Annotated in this window: 24 protein-coding genes; 10 read left to right on the top strand and 14 right to left on the bottom strand. The window is 51.0% G+C overall.

Annotated features, from left to right (window positions below; translation table 11 throughout):
* Window positions 1-10: 10 nt before the first annotated feature.
* Window positions 11-1,441 (top strand): SDR family oxidoreductase, encoded by a 1,431-nt coding sequence (locus FEK50_RS12500; protein ID WP_131162169.1) that lies wholly within the window; start codon window positions 11-13, stop codon window positions 1,439-1,441.
* A 99-nt stretch (window positions 1,442-1,540) separates the two neighbouring features.
* Window positions 1,541-2,554, top strand: a complete 1,014-nt coding sequence (locus FEK50_RS12505) for an NAD(P)-dependent oxidoreductase (protein WP_130260063.1) — start codon at window positions 1,541-1,543, stop codon at window positions 2,552-2,554.
* On the opposite strand, the gene FEK50_RS12510 is transcribed toward FEK50_RS12505, so the two are convergent.
* Both FEK50_RS12510 and FEK50_RS12515 read right to left on the bottom strand, forming a co-directional pair.
* Window positions 2,551-3,381, bottom strand: coding sequence for an N-acetylmuramoyl-L-alanine amidase (locus tag FEK50_RS12510; RefSeq protein WP_130222139.1), 831 nt, complete (start codon window positions 3,379-3,381; stop codon window positions 2,551-2,553). The two genes, FEK50_RS12505 and FEK50_RS12510, sit on opposite strands and share 4 nt — an antisense overlap.
* Window positions 3,378-3,701 carry a heavy metal-binding domain-containing protein gene (locus tag FEK50_RS12515; protein ID WP_001160732.1) on the bottom strand — a complete coding sequence of 108 codons (324 nt, stop codon included), beginning with the start codon at window positions 3,699-3,701 and terminating at the stop codon, window positions 3,378-3,380. Before FEK50_RS12515 ends, FEK50_RS12510 begins: the two co-directional genes overlap by 4 nt.
* 125 nt (window positions 3,702-3,826) lie before the next feature.
* On the opposite strand from FEK50_RS12515, the gene FEK50_RS12520 reads away from it, so the two are divergent.
* The 6 genes from FEK50_RS12520 (at window position 3,827) to artJ (ending at window position 8,436) form a co-directional block, all read left to right on the top strand.
* On the top strand, window positions 3,827-4,342 hold the full coding sequence (locus tag FEK50_RS12520) for a lipoprotein (protein WP_131162168.1): 516 nt from the start codon (window positions 3,827-3,829) through the stop codon (window positions 4,340-4,342).
* Between the two features lie 217 nt (window positions 4,343-4,559).
* Entirely contained in the window at window positions 4,560-5,288 is a 729-nt protein-coding gene (gene artP, locus FEK50_RS12525; RefSeq protein ID WP_000027211.1) for an arginine ABC transporter ATP-binding protein ArtP, read from the top strand.
* Window positions 5,289-5,305: 17 nt separating this feature from the next.
* Window positions 5,306-6,037: an arginine ABC transporter substrate-binding protein ArtI gene (gene artI / locus FEK50_RS12530; protein ID WP_000756569.1), complete on the top strand. Its 732-nt coding sequence runs from the start codon at window positions 5,306-5,308 to the stop codon at window positions 6,035-6,037.
* A gap of 6 nt (window positions 6,038-6,043) precedes the next feature.
* Entirely contained in the window at window positions 6,044-6,760 is a 717-nt protein-coding gene (gene artQ / locus FEK50_RS12535; protein ID WP_130205229.1) for an arginine ABC transporter permease ArtQ, read from the top strand.
* Complete coding sequence (gene artM, locus FEK50_RS12540) at window positions 6,760-7,428, top strand: arginine ABC transporter permease ArtM (RefSeq protein ID WP_000464489.1); 669 nt, start codon at window positions 6,760-6,762, stop codon at window positions 7,426-7,428. Before artQ ends, artM begins: the two co-directional genes overlap by 1 nt.
* 276 nt (window positions 7,429-7,704) lie before the next feature.
* Window positions 7,705-8,436 carry an arginine ABC transporter substrate-binding protein ArtJ gene (gene artJ / locus FEK50_RS12545; protein WP_130222142.1) on the top strand — a complete coding sequence of 244 codons (732 nt, stop codon included), beginning with the start codon at window positions 7,705-7,707 and terminating at the stop codon, window positions 8,434-8,436.
* A 174-nt stretch (window positions 8,437-8,610) separates the two neighbouring features.
* On the opposite strand, the gene rlmC is transcribed toward artJ, so the two are convergent.
* The 10 genes from rlmC to FEK50_RS12595 all read right to left on the bottom strand — a co-directional run bounded on the left by rlmC (window position 8,611) and on the right by FEK50_RS12595 (window position 17,334).
* A complete protein-coding gene (gene rlmC, locus FEK50_RS12550) occupies window positions 8,611-9,738 on the bottom strand; it encodes a 23S rRNA (uracil(747)-C(5))-methyltransferase RlmC (protein WP_131162167.1) in 1,128 nt (375 codons plus the stop codon).
* Between the two features lie 40 nt (window positions 9,739-9,778).
* Complete coding sequence (locus FEK50_RS12555) at window positions 9,779-10,267, bottom strand: YbjO family protein (RefSeq protein WP_130205221.1); 489 nt, start codon at window positions 10,265-10,267, stop codon at window positions 9,779-9,781.
* 59 nt (window positions 10,268-10,326) lie between these two features.
* Window positions 10,327-11,172, bottom strand: coding sequence for a putrescine ABC transporter permease PotI (gene potI, locus FEK50_RS12560; protein WP_130258187.1), 846 nt, complete (start codon window positions 11,170-11,172; stop codon window positions 10,327-10,329).
* A complete protein-coding gene (gene potH / locus FEK50_RS12565; RefSeq protein WP_130205217.1) occupies window positions 11,169-12,113 on the bottom strand; it encodes a putrescine ABC transporter permease PotH in 945 nt (314 codons plus the stop codon). Before potH ends, potI begins: the two co-directional genes overlap by 4 nt.
* A gap of 9 nt (window positions 12,114-12,122) precedes the next feature.
* A complete protein-coding gene (gene potG / locus FEK50_RS12570; protein ID WP_130214734.1) occupies window positions 12,123-13,256 on the bottom strand; it encodes a putrescine ABC transporter ATP-binding subunit PotG in 1,134 nt (377 codons plus the stop codon).
* Between the two features lie 94 nt (window positions 13,257-13,350).
* Window positions 13,351-14,463: a spermidine/putrescine ABC transporter substrate-binding protein PotF gene (gene potF, locus FEK50_RS12575; RefSeq protein WP_130205213.1), complete on the bottom strand. Its 1,113-nt coding sequence runs from the start codon at window positions 14,461-14,463 to the stop codon at window positions 13,351-13,353.
* Window positions 14,464-14,813: 350 nt separating this feature from the next.
* A complete protein-coding gene (locus FEK50_RS12580; protein WP_000203025.1) occupies window positions 14,814-15,290 on the bottom strand; it encodes a YbjN domain-containing protein in 477 nt (158 codons plus the stop codon).
* Between the two features lie 87 nt (window positions 15,291-15,377).
* Complete coding sequence (gene rimK, locus FEK50_RS12585; protein ID WP_130205211.1) at window positions 15,378-16,280, bottom strand: 30S ribosomal protein S6--L-glutamate ligase; 903 nt, start codon at window positions 16,278-16,280, stop codon at window positions 15,378-15,380.
* A 60-nt stretch (window positions 16,281-16,340) separates the two neighbouring features.
* A complete protein-coding gene (nfsA, locus tag FEK50_RS12590) occupies window positions 16,341-17,063 on the bottom strand; it encodes a nitroreductase NfsA (RefSeq protein WP_130205209.1) in 723 nt (240 codons plus the stop codon).
* Window positions 17,047-17,334 carry a DUF1418 family protein gene (locus FEK50_RS12595; protein WP_130205207.1) on the bottom strand — a complete coding sequence of 96 codons (288 nt, stop codon included), beginning with the start codon at window positions 17,332-17,334 and terminating at the stop codon, window positions 17,047-17,049. Before FEK50_RS12595 ends, nfsA begins: the two co-directional genes overlap by 17 nt.
* 157 nt (window positions 17,335-17,491) lie before the next feature.
* Here FEK50_RS12595 and FEK50_RS12600 point away from each other — a divergent pair, with 157 nt between their 5' ends.
* A complete protein-coding gene (locus tag FEK50_RS12600) occupies window positions 17,492-17,749 on the top strand; it encodes a GrxA family glutaredoxin (RefSeq protein ID WP_130205205.1) in 258 nt (85 codons plus the stop codon).
* Between the two features lie 31 nt (window positions 17,750-17,780).
* On the opposite strand, the gene FEK50_RS12605 is transcribed toward FEK50_RS12600, so the two are convergent.
* The gene (locus FEK50_RS12605; RefSeq protein ID WP_130205203.1) at window positions 17,781-18,158 is read right to left on the bottom strand and encodes an inner membrane protein YbjM; all 378 of its coding nucleotides are present in this window, start codon (window positions 18,156-18,158) and stop codon (window positions 17,781-17,783) included.
* Window positions 18,159-18,425: 267 nt separating this feature from the next.
* Here FEK50_RS12605 and FEK50_RS12610 point away from each other — a divergent pair, with 267 nt between their 5' ends.
* Window positions 18,426-20,111: an aspartate:alanine antiporter gene (locus FEK50_RS12610; protein WP_131162166.1), complete on the top strand. Its 1,686-nt coding sequence runs from the start codon at window positions 18,426-18,428 to the stop codon at window positions 20,109-20,111.
* 135 nt (window positions 20,112-20,246) lie between these two features.
* On the opposite strand, the gene rcdA is transcribed toward FEK50_RS12610, so the two are convergent.
* A complete protein-coding gene (rcdA, locus tag FEK50_RS12615; RefSeq protein ID WP_130214746.1) occupies window positions 20,247-20,822 on the bottom strand; it encodes a DNA-binding transcriptional regulator RcdA in 576 nt (191 codons plus the stop codon).
* Window positions 20,823-20,874 lie beyond the last annotated feature (52 nt).

Consider the following 20,874-nt stretch of genomic DNA (forward strand, 5'->3'; position numbering starts at 1 on the left):
GGAGAGAGACGTGCCGCAACGCATTTTAGTTCTCGGTGCCAGTGGCTACATTGGTCAGCATCTGGTGCGTACACTCAGCCAGCAAGGGCATCAGATCCTGGCGGCGGCACGTCATGTCGACAGGCTTGCAAAGCTGCAACTGGCAAACGTCAGTTGCCATAAAGTCGATCTCAGCTGGCCGGATAACCTTCCGGCCCTGTTGCAGGATATCGATACCGTCTATTTTCTGGTGCACAGCATGGGCGAAGGCGGCGATTTTATCGCTCAGGAGCGGCAGGTGGCTCTCAACGTCCGCGATGCGCTACGCGAAGTGCCAGTTAAGCAAGTCATCTTTCTCAGTTCGTTGCAGGCTCCGCCACATGAGCAGTCGGACCATCTGCGTGCTCGTCAGGCCACGGCGGACATTCTTCGTGAAGCGAATGTACCAGTGACCGAACTGCGGGCCGGAATTATCGTTGGTGCAGGTTCTGCGGCGTTTGAAGTGATGCGCGATATGGTTTACAACCTGCCAGTGTTAACACCGCCTCGCTGGGTCCGTTCACGCACCACGCCTATTGCGCTGGAAAACCTGCTGCACTATCTGGTGGCGCTGTTAGATCATCCGGCCTGCGAACATCGGGTCTTCGAAGCCGCCGGGCCAGAGGTGCTCAGTTATCAACAACAATTTGAACATTTTATGACCGTGAGCGGTAAGCGCCGCTGGTTGATCCCCATCCCCTTTCCCACCCGCTGGATTTCGGTGTGGTTTCTCAATGTGATTACTTCCGTACCGCCCACCACCGCCAACGCGTTGATTCAGGGGCTGAAACACGATCTGCTGGCAGATGACACCGCGTTACGTGCACTCATTCCACAACCGCTGATCGCTTTCGATGATGCGGTACGTAGCACATTGAAAGAGGAAGAAAAACTGGTCAACTCCAGCGACTGGGGATATGACGCGCAGGCTTTTGCTCGCTGGCGACCAGAATACGGTTACTTCGCCAAACAAGCCGGTTTTACGGTTAAAACGTCCGCCAGCCTTCACGCGCTATGGCGGGTAGTCAATCAAATCGGCGGTAAAGAACGTTATTTCTTTGGCAATATTTTGTGGCAGACCCGTGCGCTGATGGACCGCGCGATCGGTCATAAACTGGCGAAAGGTCGCCCTGAGCGGGAATATTTGCAGACGGGCGATGCGGTAGATAGCTGGAAAGTGATTGTCGTTGAAGCGGAAAAACAACTTACGTTGTTATTTGGTATGAAAGCACCGGGACTGGGGCGGCTTTGTTTTACGCTGGAAGATAAAGGCGACTACCGCACCATAGACGTTCGCGCTTTCTGGCATCCGCACGGCATGCCAGGCTTGTTTTACTGGCTTTTCATGATCCCTGCACATCTGTTTATTTTTCGCGGTATGGCAAAACGAATCGCCAGACTTGCAGAACAAATCACAGATTAATCGAAAAAAACCTGCGTGATTCTTTCATGTTTCCCATTGCATCAAGGGGGAAATCACGAAAGAATGCGCACGTCGACTTATCAACAACAGTGGAATGATATGAAGGTACTGGTTACCGGCGCTACCAGCGGCTTAGGTCGAAACGCGGTTGAATTTTTATGCCAGAAAGGCATCAGCGTGAGAGCGACCGGTCGCAACGAAGCGATGGGCAAATTACTGGAAAAAATGGGTGCCGAGTTTGTCCGGGCGGATCTGACCGAACTTGTCTCATCGCAGGCTAAAGTGATGCTCGCAGGCATTGATACGCTGTGGCACTGCTCCAGCTTTACCTCGCCGTGGGGAACGCAGCAGGCTTTCGACCTGGCCAACGTTCGCGCTACGCGTCGCCTGGGCGAATGGGCTGTTGCCTGGGGAGTGCGTAACTTTATTCATATTTCTTCGCCTTCACTGTACTTCGACTATCATCACCACCGGGATATCAAAGAAGATTTTCGCCCTCACCGCTTCGCTAACGAGTTTGCCCGCAGCAAAGCTGCCAGCGAAGAAGTGATTAATATGCTTTCGCAGGCGAATCCACAAACACGCTTTACTATTCTGCGTCCACAAAGTCTGTTCGGACCGCACGATAAAGTGTTCATCCCCCGCCTGGCGCATATGATGCACCACTACGGCAGCATTCTGTTACCGCACGGCGGCAGTGCGCTGGTCGATATGACCTACTACGAAAATGCCGTGCATGCCATGTGGCTGGCGAGCCAGGAAAACTGCGACAAACTGCCTTCCGGCAGGGCATACAACATTACCAATGGTGAGCATCGTACACTGCGCAGCATCGTGCAGAAGCTCATCGACGAACTGAATATTGATTGTCGTATTCGTTCAATTCCCTACCCGATGCTGGATATGATCGCCCGCAGCATGGAGCGTTTAGGCCGCAAGTCAGCGAAAGAGCCGCCGCTAACCCACTACGGCGTCTCCAAGTTGAATTTTGACTTTACGCTGGATATTACGCGTGCACAGGAAGAGTTAGGTTATCAGCCTGTCATCACGCTGGATGAAGGGATCGAGAAAACTGCCGCCTGGTTACGCGACCACGGAAAACTGCCGCGCTAATCCTGACCGTATTTCTCCAGCAACGCTTGTGCAATTGCCAGAGTTTCTGCATCCGCTTCGCCGTTATATAACGTCGGGCGGAAATGCATCTGGAACGCCATAATCACTCGTTGCTGTTCGCCAGGGGTCATTTCTGGTTTCACGTCATAGCCGTAACGGGCCAACAGTTCCAGCAATGAGGCGGTATCTACCGGTGTGTGCGGCGCGCGCCCGGCAAGATAAAAGTTCACCCGCTGCGCATCAGGCCAGGCACCAATCCCCTCTTGTGCCAGTTGCTGCCAGGGAAATAATGGACCGGGATCATCTTTGCGCTGCGGCGCAATATCTGCATGAGCTACTACGTTTTCCGGTTTGATGTGATAGCGGGCGATAATATCCTTCGCCAGTGGAATGAGCGCCTGAATTTGTGTCGGTTCAAATGGCGCAAAATATTTCACCCCCGCTGATGTTTTCCAGCCGCGATTTTCCAGCTCAATGCCAATAGAGGTGTCGTTAAGGCGCGTTGCCCCGCGCCAGGCGCTAATCCCCGCATGCCAGGCCAGTTCCTGTTCCGGTACCAGTTGCCAGATACGCGGCTTGCCGTTGTAAAGTGGTGGCTCGGCAGGAACCAGGTAATGCGAACTTACGTGCTTATCGGTCAGTGTCGCCAGTGACGTATCAAAGTCCTCTGCGGTGTAGTGGATCACCAGCACTTTAATGCGCGGATACGCCGCCTGCGCCTGGCGTCGGGTATCAAGCTGGTATCCCTCTTTCTCGACAATGCCTTTTTCGCCTGCACACCCAGCCAGGAACAAAGCGGCGGCAACCAGCCAGAAGACTCTGCTCATCGACGCGTTTTCACCGCCGTTCCGCTGACGCTAACCATCAGCATACTGCCGTTTTGCCCGACCGTTTCGTAGTCGATATCAATGCCGACCACGGCGTCAGCCCCCAGCGCTCGCGCCTGCTCACCAAGTTCCTCAAAGGCTATCTCCCGCGCTTTACGCAGTTCTTTTTCATACGCACCGGAACGTCCGCCAACAATATCGCGGATCCCCGCAAAGAAATCGCGAAAAATGTTAGCGCCTAAAATCGCTTCGCCGGTCACCACGCCGCAATATTCAACGATGGTCTGACCTTCAAGTGTTGGGGTTGTGGAAAATTGCATGATCGATCTCCTTGTTTGCTAAGCCTTCGATCTTCAAAGCATTATCGGACTGATACGCTATTATTGAAAGGATATCATTATTATCGTAGAACGCTTTCAAGGTGTTCGCTTATAAGGAAATCATTATGCGCTACAGCAAATTGACTATGCTTATCCCTTGCGCACTGTTACTCAGTGCTTGTACCACCGTCACGCCTGCCTATAAAGATAATGGCCCCCGTACGGGATCTTGCGTTCAGGGCGGACCTGACAGCGTGGCCCAGCAGTTTTATGACTATCGCATTTCGCACCGCAGTAACGACATTACCGCTCTGCGTCCATATTTAAGTGACAAACTGGCAACTTTGCTGAGTAATGCCAGCCGCGATAACAGCCATCGTGAATTATTAAGCAGCGATCCGTTCTCCAGTCGCACCACTTTGCCTGACAGCGCACAAGTTGCCAGCGCCTCGACCATCCCAAATCGCGATGCGCGCAATATTCCGCTGCGGGTGAATCTGAAACAAGGCCACCAGCGCTGGCAGGATGAAGTGCTGATGATTCAGGAAGGACAGTGTTGGGTGATCGACGATGTGCGCTATTTAGGTGGCAGCGTACACGCACCTGCCGGCACTCTGCGCCAGTCCGTTGAGAACCGCTAAAACCTTGATTAAACGATAACCCCCATAAATTGTCTGGCATTCTGTGAAGAATGCCGACATTTATGCTCGCCGCCCTTCGCCGCCGTTATTTTGTGCTATGTTTATTGAATAATGCGCTTTGCTTTTAACTTTTAAAGCAGAAATATTGCATAATTATTCTGTCAAAGGTACTATCTTCGACTTCAATAGCTATCCGACTGCCAGTATACGAGTGTCAATGAGTATTCAATTAAACGGCATTAATTGCTTCTACGGCGCGCATCAGGCGCTGTTCGATATCACGCTGGATTGCCCGCAAGGCGAAACGCTGGTGTTACTTGGCCCCAGCGGCGCGGGGAAAAGCTCGCTGCTGCGTGTACTCAATCTGCTAGAGATGCCGCGCTCCGGTACGCTCAACATCGCAGGCAACCATTTCGATTTCACTAAAACGCCATCTGACAAAGCGATCCGCGAGCTGCGTCGTAACGTCGGGATGGTGTTTCAGCAATACAACCTATGGCCGCATCTGACGGTACAGCAAAACCTGATTGAAGCGCCCTGCCGCGTGCTGGGGTTGAGTAAAGATCAGGCACTGGCCCGTGCAGAAAAACTGCTGGAACGTCTGCGTCTCAAACCTTATAGCGATCGTTACCCGCTGCACCTGTCTGGTGGTCAGCAACAACGTGTCGCTATCGCCCGCGCGCTGATGATGGAACCGCAGGTACTGCTGTTTGATGAACCGACCGCCGCGCTGGATCCGGAAATTACCGCACAAATCGTCAGCATTATTCGTGAGCTGGCGGAAACGAATATTACCCAGGTGATCGTCACCCACGAAGTTGAAGTGGCGCGTAAAACCGCCAGCCGTGTGGTGTATATGGAAAACGGTCACATCGTAGAACAAGGCGACGCGAGCTGCTTTACCGAGCCGCAAACCGAAGCATTTAAAAACTATCTCTCTCACTAAGATTCGGGATAACAACAATGAAAAAAGTTCTGATTGCCGCGCTAATTGCAGGTTTTAGTCTTTCCGCCACAGCTGCCGAAACCATTCGTTTTGCTACCGAAGCCTCCTATCCTCCGTTTGAATCTATAGACGCGAACAACCAGATCGTCGGTTTTGACGTCGACCTGGCGCAGGCGCTGTGTAAAGAAATTGATGCGACCTGCACTTTCTCTAACCAGGCGTTTGACAGCCTGATCCCAAGCCTGAAATTCCGTCGCGTAGAAGCGGTGATGGCCGGGATGGATATCACCCCGGAACGTGAAAAGCAGGTACTGTTTACCACCCCGTACTATGACAACTCCGCACTGTTTGTTGGTCAGCAGGGTAAATACACCAGCGTTGATCAGCTGAAAGGCAAAAAAGTCGGCGTGCAGAACGGGACGACGCACCAGAAGTTCATTATGGATAAGCATCCGGAAATCACCACCGTGCCGTATGACAGCTACCAGAACGCAAAACTGGATCTGCAAAACGGTCGTATCGACGGCGTCTTCGGAGACACCGCGGTGGTCACCGAGTGGCTGAAAGATAACCCGAAACTGGCGGCAGTGGGCGACAAAGTGACCGACAAAGATTACTTCGGTACTGGCCTCGGCATTGCGGTACGTCAGGGCAACACTGAACTGCAGCAGAAACTCAACACTGCGCTGGAAAAAGTGAAGAAAGATGGCACTTACGAAACCATCTACAACAAATGGTTCCAGAAGTAATTCCTGATGAATGAATTTTTTCCTTTAGCAAGCGCCGCCGGGATGACCGTCGGCCTTGCCGTGTGTGCATTGATTGTCGGACTGGCGCTGGCGATGTTCTTTGCGGTATGGGAGTCGGCAAAATGGCGTCCTGTCGCGTGGGCAGGTTCTGCGCTAGTGACGGTTCTGCGCGGCCTGCCAGAAATTCTGGTGGTGCTGTTTATCTATTTTGGCTCCTCACAGCTGCTGCTGACGCTTTCGGATGGCTTCACCATCAATCTTGGGATTGTACAGATCCCGGTGCAGATGGACATCGAGAACTTCGACGTTAGCCCGTTCCTTTGTGGTGTCATCGCTCTGTCGCTGTTGTATGCCGCCTATGCCTCGCAAACGCTGCGCGGTGCATTAAAAGCGGTGCCAGTTGGCCAGTGGGAATCCGGTCAGGCGCTGGGGCTGTCGAAATCGGCTATTTTTTTCCGCCTGGTGATGCCGCAGATGTGGCGTCATGCGTTGCCTGGCCTCGGTAACCAGTGGCTGGTGCTGCTGAAAGATACCGCGCTGGTCAGTTTGATTAGTGTGAATGATTTAATGCTACAAACCAAAAGCATCGCTACCCGTACCCAGGAACCATTTACCTGGTACATTGTGGCGGCGGCGATTTACCTGGTGATTACTCTATTGAGTCAGTACATTCTCAAACGCATTGACCTGCGCGCGACACGTTTTGAGCGGAGGCCCAGCTAATGTTTGAGTATTTACCCGAACTGATGAAAGGGCTGCACACCAGCCTGACGCTAACCGTTGCCTCGCTGATTGTAGCGCTGATTCTGGCGTTAATTTTTACCATCATTCTGACGCTGAAAACGCCAGTGCTGGTATGGCTGGTGCGGGGTTATATCACGCTGTTTACCGGTACGCCGCTGTTGGTGCAGATCTTCCTGATTTATTACGGGCCGGGCCAGTTCCCGACGTTGCAGGAATATCCGGCACTGTGGCATTTACTGTCAGAACCGTGGCTGTGTGCACTGATTGCGTTGTCGCTGAACAGTGCGGCGTATACCACGCAACTGTTTTACGGCGCGATCCGCGCGATCCCGGAAGGTCAATGGCAATCCTGTAGCGCCCTGGGAATGAGCAAAAAAGACACGCTGGCGATCCTGCTGCCGTATGCCTTTAAACGCTCACTCTCTTCGTATTCCAACGAAGTGGTGCTGGTGTTCAAAAGTACCTCTCTGGCTTACACCATTACGCTGATGGAAGTGATGGGTTACAGCCAGTTGTTGTACGGGCGCACCTACGATGTGATGGTATTTGGCGCGGCGGGGATTATTTACCTGATCGTTAACGGCCTGCTGACGCTGATGATGCGCCTGATCGAGCGTAAAGCGCTGGCGTTTGAGCGACGGAATTAATATGGCTGCGTGCTGATGCCGGATGCGGCGTACATTAGCTGGATGATTTGTAGGTCTGATAAGACGCGTCAGCGTCGCATCAAACACCAGCACATAACCCACATAGTGCATAAATTCTTATAATGAAGACGGGCAATCCACTAAGTTGTCCGTCTTTTTTTATTCCATTTAAATTATTTAATCATATTTATTGCATATAAATTCACTTAATGGCATTGTTATCCCATGCCGCAGACACGGCCAAAAATCATAAGATTGACAGACGGGAGTTCCATCATGAAAAAGTTAGTTCTTGCCGCTTTACTTGCATCCTGTGCGTTCGGCGCTTCTGCCGCGGAGAAAATCAATTTTGGCGTATCAGCGACCTATCCTCCGTTCGAGTCGATGGATGCCAATAACCAGATTGTCGGCTTTGATATCGACCTGGCAAAAGCCTTGTGCAAACAAATGCAGGCAGAATGTACTTTTACTAATCACGCGTTCGACAGCCTGATCCCGTCGCTGAAATTCAGAAAATATGACGCCGTTATCTCCGGTATGGATATCACGCCAGAGCGTAGCAAGCAGGTATCGTTTACCACGCCCTACTATGAAAACTCAGCCGTCGTAATTGCCAAAAAAGATACCTACAAAACGTTTGCCGATCTGAAAGGTAAACGTATTGGGATGGAAAACGGCACCACGCACCAGAAATATATTCAGGATCAGCACCCGGAAGTGAAAACTGTCTCCTATGACAGTTATCAGAATGCCTTTATCGATCTGAAAAATGGCCGTATTGATGGGGTATTTGGTGACACCGCGGTGGTGAACGAATGGCTGAAAACCAATCCGCAACTGGGCGTTGCGACTGAGAAAGTGACCGATCCGCAATACTTCGGCACCGGCCTGGGTATCGCTGTACGTCCTGATAACAAAGCTCTGCTGGAAAAACTGAATAACGCGCTGGCAGCGATTAAAGCAGACGGCACATATCAGAAAATCAATGACCAGTGGTTCCCGCAGTAATTGAGACTGATGACAAAAGTAAGATTGCCTGATGCACTACGCTTATCAGGCCCGCATCAACTCTGCAATGTATTGATTTAGCATGATTTTGTAGGCCGGATAAGGCGTTCACGCCGCATCCGGCATGAACAAAGCGCACCTGATCAGCAATCTGAAGCCGCACCTGCGGCTTTTTTATTGCTTCACCAGCAGCGTCAGCACTTCATAGTGCGCGGTGTGCGGGAACATATCAAAAAGCTGTACCCGCTCAATGCGATAACCAGGCAGTTCGCGAATATCTTTCGCCATCGTTTGAGCGTTACAGCTGGAGTAAATGATAAAACGTGGTGCCATCGTTGAGAGATAATCACACAGCGGTTTACCAATGCCGCGGCGCGGCGGGTTAACCAGCACCAGCTCCGGCACCTCTCCCTGAGCGGCGGCAAACTGAGTGGAATCCAGCGCCTGAAATTGCAGACGCGTTAAGCCCAGTTCAGCGGCTGATTGCTTCGCACAGGCAATGGCTTCTGGCGCAATTTCGATCCCGGTTAACTGCATGTCAGCCGTCGCGCAGTGTAAACCAAAACCACCCACGCCGCAGAACAGATCCCACATATGTTTAACCGGCAGCTGCCGTACCCAGTCGCGCGCGGTGGCATACAGCTGGCTGGCGACCGCCGGATTAGTCTGGAAGAAACTTTGCGGGCGGATCCACAGCGGCACATCGTTAAAACGCTCTGCCAGCGACTGTTGTTCCGTCAGGTAGATCTCCGTCTCCCCTTCCATAATCGCCATATGTACCGGCTGAATATTGACGGTAATGACTTTCAGCTGCGGCAATTGTGCCTGTAACCACGGCAATGCCTTACGCAGTTGTGCCAGTTTGGTTTCAGAACGCAGTACAAAGCGCAGCATCATGCCGCCATCACTCTGGCTTTCAGTCAGCAGAATGTATTTCAGTTCGCCACGCTTACGCGCCACGTTGTAGGGCGTTAACCCCGCACGGGCGATAAACGGTTTTAGCACCGCAAAAACGGGCGCAAATGAGGCAGGATAAAGCGGGCAATCGCAAAGATCTTCCGGCGTGCCGTCGCGATGCAGCATTCCGAGCCGTGGTTTTTCAACACTGCCACTCACCACCATTTTGGCTTTATTACGAACCCCTTGTTCCGGGCCAGACACCGGCGCGCACCATTCCTCAACCGGAAAATCGGCCAGCAGATTCTTAAGATCGGCGGTTTTAGCGGAGAGTTGCTGTGGTATCGGCTGCGTTATCCACTGACAGGAACGACAGCGACCCGCGTCGTAAAGTGCGCACTGCATACATTGACCTTCACATCATCAGGGGCGACGATTATACACATTATTGCAACTGGAAGAACCGCCGACTGGTCGAGGGAACGAACAGCAGCATCAGGATGAGCATATCCGGCAGCTTCTGCAGCATCAGACTATGGAAGATTTCACGTTTTGATTCACCGGGAATGCTGAACAACTCCGGATAACCATAACCCAGCGAAGCCGCCCACAAATAACTGGCGGCCGTGATTTGTGTCAGCAGATACAGCCAGCGCGCCCAGCGACGCCCTTTCACCAGCGAAAACGCACACCAGATCTCAATAAAAACCAGCGCCAGACTGCTTAAAAAGACCAGTGTTAAACTCCAGGTTTGTACGCTGCGATGAATGAACTCGCCAATACCGCGCACGCCTAATGTATTGAAAATCATCAACACGTCGAGGCCACGGATCATAATAATGGCGAGCGCCGCCACCTGCACCAGCGCAGGCACATTCAGGCGAGCATGTGATGAAGATGTTTTCTTAAAAAATCCCAACGGTTCGTCTTCCATGAAAACAATGCCGCGACATGCGCGGCATTATGTAGCCAGGTTGGCAAATTTTAGTGTCTTCAGCCACGTCTTGCACGCTGGATATCGCGTATCCGCTGCTTTTCTGCGCGAGCCATCAGATACCAGGCGATAAATCCGACAATTCCGACCGCACCGAGAATTAACGTTGCAAGTGCGTTAATTTCTGGATTCACCCCCATCCGCACGCTGGAGAAGACCAGCATCGGTAACGTGGTGGCTCCCGGCCCGGAAACAAAGCTGGCAATCACCAGATCATCAAGCGACAGGGTAAAAGCCAGTAACCAACCAGAAATGATCGCCGGCATAATCATCGGTAGCGTAATGACGAAAAACACTTTCAGCGGCATCGCACCGAGATCCATCGCCGCTTCTTCTATCGATCGATCCAGTTCCCGCAGACGCGACGAAATAACGACTGCCACATAAGCCGTACAGAAAGTGACATGCGCCAGCCAGATGGTGAGCATACCGCGGTCCGCAGGCCAGCCAATGGCATGAGCAAGCGCGACGAATAACAACAACAGCGACAAGCCCGTGATGACATCTGGCATCACCAGCGGCGCGGTGATCATAAAGGCAAAACCATTTGATCCGCGAAACCTGCCAAAGCGCACCAGCACCACCGCCGCAATTGTCCCGAGGATCGCCGCCGCCGTCGCCGCACAGGCCGCAATTGTCAGGCTTAAACCAACCGCACTCATCATTGCGTCATCGCGCAATAACTCACCGTACCAACGCGTTGACCAGCCCGCCCACACCGTCACCAGCTTCGAGCTGTTAAATGAATAGATAACCAGCATCAGCATTGGCGCATAAAGAAAGGTGAAGCCCAGCAGCAAAATCACAATCCGCCAGGGCGAACGAACGACCGGTAAATTATTCATCCGTGTTCTCCCACACTTTTTTGCTGATACTTGTGGAACCACATAATAGGCACGATTAGCAGCAACAACATGATAATCGCCACTGCCGAGGCGACAGGCCAGTCACGGTTATTGAAGAACTCCTGCCACAGCACGCGGCCAATCATGATGCTATCCGGACCGCCGAGCAGTTCCGGGATCACAAACTCGCCAACCGCAGGAATAAAGACCAACATCGATCCGGCAATAATTCCGCCTTTGGTGAGTGGCACGATCACGGTAAAGAACGTTTTCAGCGGTCGTGCACCGAGATCCAGTGCCGCTTCCACCAGCGAATAATCAATACGCATCAACGCGGTGTAGATTGGCAGCACCATAAACGGCACATAGGCGTAAACAATGCCAATATAGACCGCCAGGTTGGTATGCAGAATGGTCAGCGGTTGATCGATAACACCCAGCCACAGCAGGAAGTTATTCAGAACGCCATTGTTTTTTAATATTCCCATCCAGGCATAAACGCGGATCAGAAACGAGGTCCACGACGGCAGGATCACCAGCAGCAATAAGATATTGCGGGTCGAGGGTTTACTGTGCGCCACCGCCCACGCCAGCGGGTAGCCAAGCAATAAGCAGCAGATGGTCGAAATCGCTGCCACCTGTAACGACTGGAGATAAGCATCGAAATAGAGCGGATCGTCGGTAAGTTGCAGAAAATTACCGAGATTAAGAGTGATTGACAGTTGCCCGTCGGCCCACTCCATCAGTTCGGTATAAGGCGGAATAGCTCGCGCCATCTCTGCAAGACTTATTTTAAAGACAATCAGAAATGGCAGCAGGAATAGCAAAATTAACCAGATATACGGCAGGGCAATCACCAGTTTGCGCCCGTGCTTCATCTGCCACTGCGTAAGCCACTGTTTTAACCCGCCCGGCTGGACAGGAGGTTCAAGTGTACTCATCTTTGCTCCTTAAACCGTCAGCACCACACAACTGTCCACTTCCCAACATAAACGAACTTCATCACCCCAGGTCGGTAGCCCTTTGCGGTGACGATGCGCGTTTTGTAGCTGGGCGCTAATCATCTGCCCGCTTTTCAGACGAACGTGATACACCGAAAGATCGCCGAGATAGGCAATGTGTATCACCTCCCCCACCGCGAAGTTACAACCATTGGCGGGCGGCTCCTCGCAAAGCATGATTTTTTCCGGTCGCAGCGCCACATGTACCGGCACGTTATCGACCACTGACGCCAGCGGATCGACTTTCAGCGGATGGACCAGCCCCGGTGAATCGAGCAACAGGCCGTCTTCCTGACGCTCTTTTAGTAGCCCTTCAAAGACGTTGACTGAACCAATAAACTCGGCGCTGTAGCGGGTAGTCGGATGCTCGTAAATCTCTTCCGGCTCGCCAATCTGAACAAATTTCCCGCGATTCATAATGGCGATACGCCCCGCCATGGTCATCGCCTCTTCCTGATCGTGAGTCACCATTACGCAGGTCACGCCGACACGCTCCAGAATATCCACCACTTCAAGCTGCATCCGGTCACGCAATTTTTTATCCAGCGCGCCCATCGGCTCATCGAGCAGTAATAGTTTCGGGCGCTTGGCAAGGCTTCGGGCCAGGGCCACACGCTGACGTTGGCCACCGGAAAGCTGGTGCGGTTTGCGTTTGGCGAACTCCTGCATATGTACCAGTCCGAGCATCTCGTTGACCCGGCTGGCAATTTCCGCTTTTGGCAATTTGTCCTGCTTCAGGCCAAAGGCGATGTTCTGTTCCACGGTCATATGGGGAAACAACGCGTAAGACTGAAACATCATATTGATGGGGCGTAGATAAGGAGGAACCCGTGACAGGTCGACGCCATCAAGCATAATCTGCCCGGCAGAAGGTTGTTCAAAACCTGCCAGCATACGTAGCAGCGTGGATTTACCACAGCCGGATGCGCCCAGCAGTGCAAAGATTTCGCCTTTATAAATGGTCAGACTGACATCATCGACCGCATGTTGACCATCGTAGGATTTGGTCAAATTACGGATTTCTAATAGTGGTGTCAGCGACTTACGACTTTTCGCCTGCGGGCGAGGGATAGCGTCATTCACGGCTGCTCTCCGGCATTGAATGTGTGCAAGCGCACCATGATGGTGCGAATTGCCGGCGGGTGTGGTGCACCCGTCCGGCATCTACAACAGCAGATTATTTTCCGCTCTTCACTTTGGTCCAGGCGCGAGTGCGCACTCGATCGATTTTTGGATCCTGCACTTGTAGTGTGAACATTTTGGCGCGAACGTCCGCAGGCGGGTAAATTCCTGGGTTATCACGGACTTCTGCACTCACCAGCGGCGTGGCTGCTTTATTGGCGTTAGCATAGAACACATGGTCGGAGATATGCGCTACTACATCCGGACGCAGCAGGTAATTCAGGAACTGATAGGCTTCGTCTTTATTTTTGGCATCCGCAGGCATGGCGAATACATCAAAGAATGCCATCGCCCCTTCTTTTGGAATCGAGAACGAGACATTCACGCCATTCTTCGCTTCCTTCGCGCGGTTTGACGCCTGCCACACATCACCCGCCCAGCCAATAGCGACGCAAATATCGCCGTTTGCCAGATCGTTAATGTATTGAGATGAATGGAAATAACGAATATTTGGACGCAGCTTTAACAGCAGATCGGTTGCCGGGCCAGTGTAATCATCCGCTTTGGTGCTGTTGGGATCTTTGCCGAGATAATTCAGCACGGTGGCAAACACTTCTTCCGGCGCATCGAGGAACGAGACTCCGCAGCTTTTCAGTTTTTCCAGATTTTCAGGTTTGAGGATCAAGTCCCAGCTATCGACTGGCGCGTTTTCGCCCAGTACCGCTTTGACTTTATCGACGTTGTAGCCAATTCCGGTGGTCGCCCACATATACGGCATGGCAAATTTATTGTCGGGATCGTGTTTTGCCACCAGCTTCAACAGTTCTGGATCGAGATTCTTCCATTCTGGCAATTTGCTTTTATCCAACGGCTGGAATACACCAGCAGTCAGCTGGCGTTCAAGAAAACTGGCTGATGGAACGACAAGATCAAAGCCGGTGCTCCCCGCCATTAACTTGCCTTCCAATACTTCGTTGGAATCGAAAACATCGTAGACGACTTTTATACCCGTCTCTTTTTCAAAATTTGCCACTGTATCTGGGGCGATATAATCAGACCAGTTATAGATGTGGAGTGTTTTTTGTTCAGCCGCGAGCGTGCCGACAGAGACGGCCATCAGAGCACCTGCAACCAGACCCGATAGCCATTTTTTATTTAAGGCGGTCATATCTCTTTCCTTCTGAAAGTTCGTTAACAAACGAACAAAAGTTGTCACACTGAAAGATATGCAATAAACGTGCATATTTTTTATCGGCGCGGCGCAAGAAAAGAGAACTCTCTCCCGGCCAGCATTGCTCGCTATATAAAAGCCTTGCAAGAATAACTTTAGCCAGGGTTTGAAACTATAGCTGTAATTAAAAAACAGTATTTAACAAATTTTTATGCGCATTTGCTCTATGTGATAAAGCAAATTCGGCATAAGGCAAGTGAAAAAACCTTTAATGGAAGGTTAAATTTAGCAGGAAATATTATAATGCGCAGTCACTGCGGCAGCGACTGCGTGCTCAAAAAGAATTATCAGTGAAGGAAATAGTTTTCGGTAACGTTATTTTGCCCTTCATCGTCAGTCGGCAACAGCAGTTGATGGGCATTGGCTTCAAGGATGACCATCGAAATCTGCTCTTCACTCTGGCGTACGAACCATGCAAATTGTTCATAGGTTACGCCCTGCATAACGGATAAAGACTGGCAAACCACCAGCTTTGGCAGATTATCATCCTGCATATCAAGAAATGCTTTCACAGTCAGCGAACTGGCATTGATGGCCGACAAATCCGCCGCCAGCGGCAACACGGCTGAAGGTCTGACTTCCGCCATGGCAGAAAACAGGATCGTGTTATCAATCAGGTCGATTTTGGCATCAAAGACACCGTCAAAATTCTGCATATGCGGCAGATGTAGCGCCTGACAGTTATCACATTCAAAAAAACTCATCCCCAGGTCATCGAGCCATTGACGCAACGTATCCAGACCAGGAACGACCAGCGATGTCATAATTTTGTACAACCTCTTCCGATAAAAAGACTGGCACAGCTTACGCAAAAAGCGCAGGCAAAACCATGATCAGTCACGTTATTGCGACTAACCACCGGTTTTTAAGCAATATTCTGCCGTGGCGTGGCGCTCAATCCAGCGGATCATTTTACCCGCGATGTCGATACCGGTGGTTTTCTCTATCCCTTCCAGACCAGGCGACGCATTCACCTCCATCACCAACGGTCCGCGATTTGCTCGCAGAATATCCACGCCAGCAACATCCAGCGCCATCGTTCGTGCGGCTTTTATGGCGATTTCACGCTCCTGCGGCGTAATACTGGCAATGCTCGCCGCGCCGCCACGATGCAAATTGGAACGAAAATCGCCCTCCTTCGCCTGCCGTTCAATTGCCGCGACCACTTCATCGCCAACGACCAGACAACGAATATCACGGCCTTTTGCTTCTTTTATATATTCCTGCACCAGAATATGCGCATTAAGACCGCGAAAAGCGTCAATTACGCTTTCTGCTGCCTGACGCGTCTCCGCCAGCACCACTCCAATCCCCTGCGTGCCTTCGACCAACTTGACCACCAGCGGTGCACCACCGACCATCTCGATTAAGTCGCTGGTATCATCCGGCGAATGCGCCATGCCTGTTACAGGCAGGTCAATGCCCTGTCGCGCTAACAGTTGCATGGAACGCAATTTGTCACGCGCACGGGCAATCGCAACCGATTCGTTCAACGGATAGCTCCCCAGCATTTCGAACTGGCGTAACGCCGCAGTCCCATAAAAGGTAATGGCGGTGCCAATGCGCGGGATCACCGCGTCAAAATGGGGTAGCTTGCGGCCTTTATAATGAATAGAAGACGCCGCAGGATTAATGTTCATATAGCAAGAAAGCGGATCGAGAATTTCAACCAGGTGACCGCGCTGTATAGCGGCTTCACGCAGCCGCTTACACGAATAGAGCGTTCCATCCCGGGACAATATGGCAATTTTCACCCTGCACCTCTCTGTCAGACCTGGTCAAAAGCCCGCGTATCATACATCGGCGTTACGGTTTTAGCGCGTCGCCCAACCTTGTTTATGCAAATAATCGAGAATAAAAGGACGGCTTTCTTTGATAATCGTCCGACGAATATGATCGCTCCAGGTATCCCGACGATTATTGCTGCCACGGGTGAGATAATATTCCGCCAGTTGCTCGTCATACTGCGCCAGAGCGTCTTTATCCAGCGGTTGATAGCTGTTTTCATGCACCACAATAGAGGCGGGTAAACGCGGTTTGAGATCCGGTTTATCCGCAGGCCAGCCAAGACACAGACCAAATAGCGGCAAAACATGCTTCGGTAACTTCAGCAGTTCTGTCACTGCTTCGATATTATTGCGTAGGCCACCAATATATACTCCGCCCAATCCCAGAGATTCCGCTGCAGTTAACGCATTTTGCGCCATCATCGCCGTATCAACGACACCGAGCAACAGTTGTTCCGCCAGGCCAAGTTGTGCATCCGGACAGATCTGTAAATGACGGTTAAAGTCGGCACAGAACACCCAGAACTCCGCCGCTTGCGCCACATGTTTTTGCCCGCCGGTCAGCGTTACCAGTTCTTCACGTAGCGTTCTATCGGTAATGCGAATAATGCTACTGCATTGCAAAAAACTAGAACTGGAAGTCGCTCGGGCGCTGTTGATAATCGCCTCACGCTGCGCCTCAGAAATGGGGTCATCAGTGAAATGGCGAATGGAGCGATGGCCACAAATAAGTTCAATGGTTGGCGTCATTATCTTTTTCTCTTTCTGAACGTGAAGATTCCAGTGGACGGTTCATCAGTTGTGGGGCAAGCCGTTTTGCCACCTGAAGAATAACCACCACCGCAGCGGGAAGCATGAGCAAAACACCGAGAAAAATCATCAGAATTTGTATCTCTGGCGTCGAAAACGGCACCGGAAGCGAAAGGTAATGGCTTAACGACAGCAGCGCCGTCACCAGTAACATCATGCCGATGAATTCCAGTATCAACACGCTTTTAGGTAATTTACCGATCGCGCGCATAAGCTTCCCTCTGCAAAGTGAATTGCTATTTTAAAACCTTTCGTTGCGTTGTGCTTCAGTTATAGCTTTAAGCAATCAATGCAACAGGTTAAACCTACTTTCAGCGAGTAAATTTTGGCGTAATCATGGCGGACATAAACAGATGAGGAGAGAAACAATGCAAACCGTTATTTTTGGTCGTCCGGGTTGCCCTTACTGCGTGCGTGCTAAAGAGTTGGCAGACAAACTAAGTAATGAACGCGATGACTTTGAATATCAGTATGTTGATATTCGTGCAGAAGGGATTAGCAAAGAAGATTTACAACAGAAAGCAGGTAAACCAGTAGAAACCGTACCGCAGATTTTTGTCGATCAGCAACACATCGGCGGCTATACCGATTTTGCTGCCTGGGTGAAAGAGAATCTTGAAGCCTGATTGCCGGATAAGCCCTCTCTGTTTGAGGGCTTTATTGATTTTTTCTGTGCTGTGACTTGAACAAACTACTAATAAACAAGAAACACAACGCCCCCAACGCACACCAGAATACGGCGCTCAATAACCATGCCAGCTCTTGCCAGAATGAGCGTGTTGGTGAAAAAAACAGACGCATAATTAACATAGAACACGGTGCCGCCAGCATTGCGCCAAACAGCGGTTTAAGGACTTCTCTACGCTGCGAAAAAAAGCTGGCAACTGCTCCAGGAAGAATGAAAAACAGCAAGCCGATTTCAGGATGCCCGGCAGCCCGAAAAGCGCCTTTCATTTGCGTCGCCAGGAACAGGCACACTACAATGAAGAGGACAAAACAGCAGATTGCCCCCGCCCAACGTTGTTTATGTTTCACTCGCTCCTCCTGACACTGCCTCTATCGAACACATTTTCGCCACTATGGCGTTCAGTAAGATAAAGCCGCTTCGCATTCCATGCTAATATAGGCCAACGCAATTTTTATAGCCGTTGGTACTTAATGTGATTACACTAGTAAAATATATTGTTTCTTTACTATTGCTTAAGTGCGCTGAATGAATTCGCGCCCTGATTTCAGGTAAAAACATTATCTTAAATTACCATTTCTTTCAACAGCTTACTCGTAAACAAGAAGTTAGTCTCCGTGAATATAAACGTCGCCGAATTGTTAAATGGGAATTACATTCTGTTATTATTTGTAGTCCTTGCGCTTGGACTATGTCTAGGAAAATTACGACTTGGTTCAATCCAACTGGGTAATTCCATTGGCGTTTTAGTCGTATCGTTACTATTAGGGCAACAACATTTCAGCATTAACACCGACGCGCTTAATCTTGGCTTTATGTTGTTTATTTTCTGCGTCGGGGTCGAAGCCGGACCCAACTTTTTTTCCATTTTTTTCCGCGATGGGAAAAATTACCTAATGTTAGCTCTGGTGATGGTTAGCAGTGCGCTGGCGATCGCCTTAGGGTTGGGTAAGCTGTTTGGCTGGGATATCGGTCTGACGGCCGGTATGTTGGCTGGCTCCATGACATCGACACCGGTTCTGGTCGGTGCTGGCGACACATTACGCCATTCCGGTATGGAAAGCGGACAGCTCACCACGGCACTGGATAATCTAAGCCTTGGGTATGCGTTAACCTATTTAATTGGCCTGGTGAGTTTAATTGTCGGTGCACGTTATTTACCGAAGTTGCAACATCAGGATTTACAGACCAGCGCCCAACAAATCGCTCGCGAACGTGGCCTGGACACCGATGCCAGCCGCAAAGTTTATTTGCCGGTGATCCGCGCCTACCGTGTCGGCCCGGAGCTGGTGGCCTGGACCGACGGCAAAAATCTGCGTGAATTGGGTATTTATCGTCAAACCGGTTGCTACATTGAACGTATTCGTCGTAACGGGATTCTGGCAAATCCAGATGGCGACGCCGTACTGCAAATGGGCGATGAGATAGCGTTAGTGGGATATCCAGACGCCCATGCCCGCCTCGATCCCAGCTTCCGTAACGGTAAAGAAGTTTTTGATCGTGACCTTCTCGACATGCGTATTGTCACTGAAGAGGTCGTCGTCAAAAACCATAACGCGGTAGGTAAACGTCTGGCACAACTAAAGTTGACCGATCACGGTTGCTTCCTTAACCGCGTCATCCGCAGCCAGATTGAGATGCCAATTGATGACAACGTTGTGCTTAATAAAGGTGATGTTTTGCAGGTGAGCGGCGATGCCCGTCGCGTGAAAACCATTGCTGACCGCATCGGCTTTATCTCGATTCACAGCCAGGTCACAGACCTGCTGGCATTCTGCGCGTTCTTTGTTATTGGCCTGATGATCGGGATGATTACCTTCCAGTTCAGTACATTTAGCTTTGGCATGGGTAACGCTGCTGGCTTGTTATTCGCCGGCATTATGTTGGGCTTTATGCGCGCTAACCACCCGACCTTCGGTTACATTCCGCAGGGGGCGTTAAGCATGGTGAAAGAGTTCGGCTTGATGGTGTTTATGGCAGGCGTTGGTTTAAGCGCCGGTAGCGGCATTAATAACGGCCTGGGCGCGATCGGTGGTCAGATGTTAATTGCCGGATTGATTGTCAGTCTGGTACCGGTGGTTATCTGCTTCCTGTTCGGCGCTTATGTACTGCGTATGAACCGCGCACTCCTGTTCGGCGCGATGATGGGCGCGCGTACTTGTGCGCCGGCAATGGAGATCATCAGCGACACCGCACGCAGTAACATCCCAGCCTTAGGTTATGCGGGCACTTATGCAATAGCTAACGTACTGCTAACGCTGGCCGGGACAATCATTGTCATGGTATGGCCAGGACTCGGATAAAACTGAAGTTGCCCTGAAAATGAAATTTTTTTGTACAATCGGCGAACTTTTCTTTGGGGCATCAGTCTTAATTAGTGCCACTGCTTTTCTTTGATGTCCCCATTTTGTGGAGCCCATCAACCCCGCCATTTTGGTTCAAGGTTGATGGGTTTTTTGTTGCCTGAAATTTATCTCCTGCCCCGCCACTCGTGCCACCATCCGTAAAATCTCCTCGCGCGATAGCGGCTTACGGTCAGTGACAAAATGCAGCGTCATCCCTTCAATAAAAGCATCCAGAGCCCGGGCCGTTCCAGGTTCAAACCATTGTTCGAGTGTTTGCTGACTGCGCTGCATCCAGTTTTGCATCACTGTTTTTAATAACGGTTTTCGACTGGCCAGCGCGTAGAGTTGATACATCAGTTCCATGTTGTCCGGCGTTGCAACCTGCGAGCTGTAGATCATTTCTGTGATGGCCTGGCAGGCGCTGGGGGCATCTCTGACATCGAGAAAAAATGCCTGATATTGCCGTGACATAGTCTGCGTAAAGCTACTGAACGCCTCCAGCAATAGCTCATCAATTCCTGAAAAATAGTAGGTCATCGACCCTAACGGTACCCCAGCAAGGGTAGCTATTTTACGGTGCGTCACGGCATGTATTCCGTAAAGTTTCACCGCCTCGAGAGTGGCCTGGATGATTTTTTCTCGCCGTTGTGGATCGTTAGCGCGACGCATGTCATTTCCTCTCTCTGCAATTGTGTACAAATGTACACAACCTTGCTAAGGT

The sequence above is a fragment of the Escherichia sp. E2586 genome (assembly GCF_005781105.1).
Taxonomy (GTDB): domain Bacteria; phylum Pseudomonadota; class Gammaproteobacteria; order Enterobacterales; family Enterobacteriaceae; genus Escherichia.

Bases quoted from the DNA above. Each gene is read 5' to 3' on its own strand.
- FEK50_RS12505 (WP_130260063.1), top strand. From the start codon at position 1,541: ATGAAGGTACTGGTTACCGGCGCTACCAGCGGCTTAGGTCGAAACGCG.
- FEK50_RS12510 (WP_130222139.1), bottom strand. From the start codon at position 3,381: ATGAGCAGAGTCTTCTGGCTGGTTGCCGCCGCTTTGTTCCTGGCTGGG.
- FEK50_RS12515 (WP_001160732.1), bottom strand. From the start codon at position 3,701: ATGCAATTTTCCACAACCCCAACACTTGAAGGTCAGACCATCGTTGAA.
- FEK50_RS12520 (WP_131162168.1), top strand. From the start codon at position 3,827: ATGCGCTACAGCAAATTGACTATGCTTATCCCTTGCGCACTGTTACTC.
- artP (WP_000027211.1), top strand. From the start codon at position 4,560: ATGAGTATTCAATTAAACGGCATTAATTGCTTCTACGGCGCGCATCAG.
- artI (WP_000756569.1), top strand. From the start codon at position 5,306: ATGAAAAAAGTTCTGATTGCCGCGCTAATTGCAGGTTTTAGTCTTTCC.
- artQ (WP_130205229.1), top strand. From the start codon at position 6,044: ATGAATGAATTTTTTCCTTTAGCAAGCGCCGCCGGGATGACCGTCGGC.
- artM (WP_000464489.1), top strand. From the start codon at position 6,760: ATGTTTGAGTATTTACCCGAACTGATGAAAGGGCTGCACACCAGCCTG.
- artJ (WP_130222142.1), top strand. From the start codon at position 7,705: ATGAAAAAGTTAGTTCTTGCCGCTTTACTTGCATCCTGTGCGTTCGGC.
- rlmC (WP_131162167.1), bottom strand. From the start codon at position 9,738: ATGCAGTGCGCACTTTACGACGCGGGTCGCTGTCGTTCCTGTCAGTGG.
- FEK50_RS12555 (WP_130205221.1), bottom strand. From the start codon at position 10,267: ATGGAAGACGAACCGTTGGGATTTTTTAAGAAAACATCTTCATCACAT.
- potI (WP_130258187.1), bottom strand. From the start codon at position 11,172: ATGAATAATTTACCGGTCGTTCGTTCGCCCTGGCGGATTGTGATTTTG.
- potH (WP_130205217.1), bottom strand. From the start codon at position 12,113: ATGAGTACACTTGAACCTCCTGTCCAGCCGGGCGGGTTAAAACAGTGG.
- potF (WP_130205213.1), bottom strand. From the start codon at position 14,463: ATGACCGCCTTAAATAAAAAATGGCTATCGGGTCTGGTTGCAGGTGCT.
- FEK50_RS12580 (WP_000203025.1), bottom strand. From the start codon at position 15,290: ATGACATCGCTGGTCGTTCCTGGTCTGGATACGTTGCGTCAATGGCTC.
- nfsA (WP_130205209.1), bottom strand. From the start codon at position 17,063: ATGACGCCAACCATTGAACTTATTTGTGGCCATCGCTCCATTCGCCAT.
- FEK50_RS12595 (WP_130205207.1), bottom strand. From the start codon at position 17,334: ATGCGCGCGATCGGTAAATTACCTAAAAGCGTGTTGATACTGGAATTC.
- FEK50_RS12600 (WP_130205205.1), top strand. From the start codon at position 17,492: ATGCAAACCGTTATTTTTGGTCGTCCGGGTTGCCCTTACTGCGTGCGT.
- rcdA (WP_130214746.1), bottom strand. From the start codon at position 20,822: ATGCGTCGCGCTAACGATCCACAACGGCGAGAAAAAATCATCCAGGCC.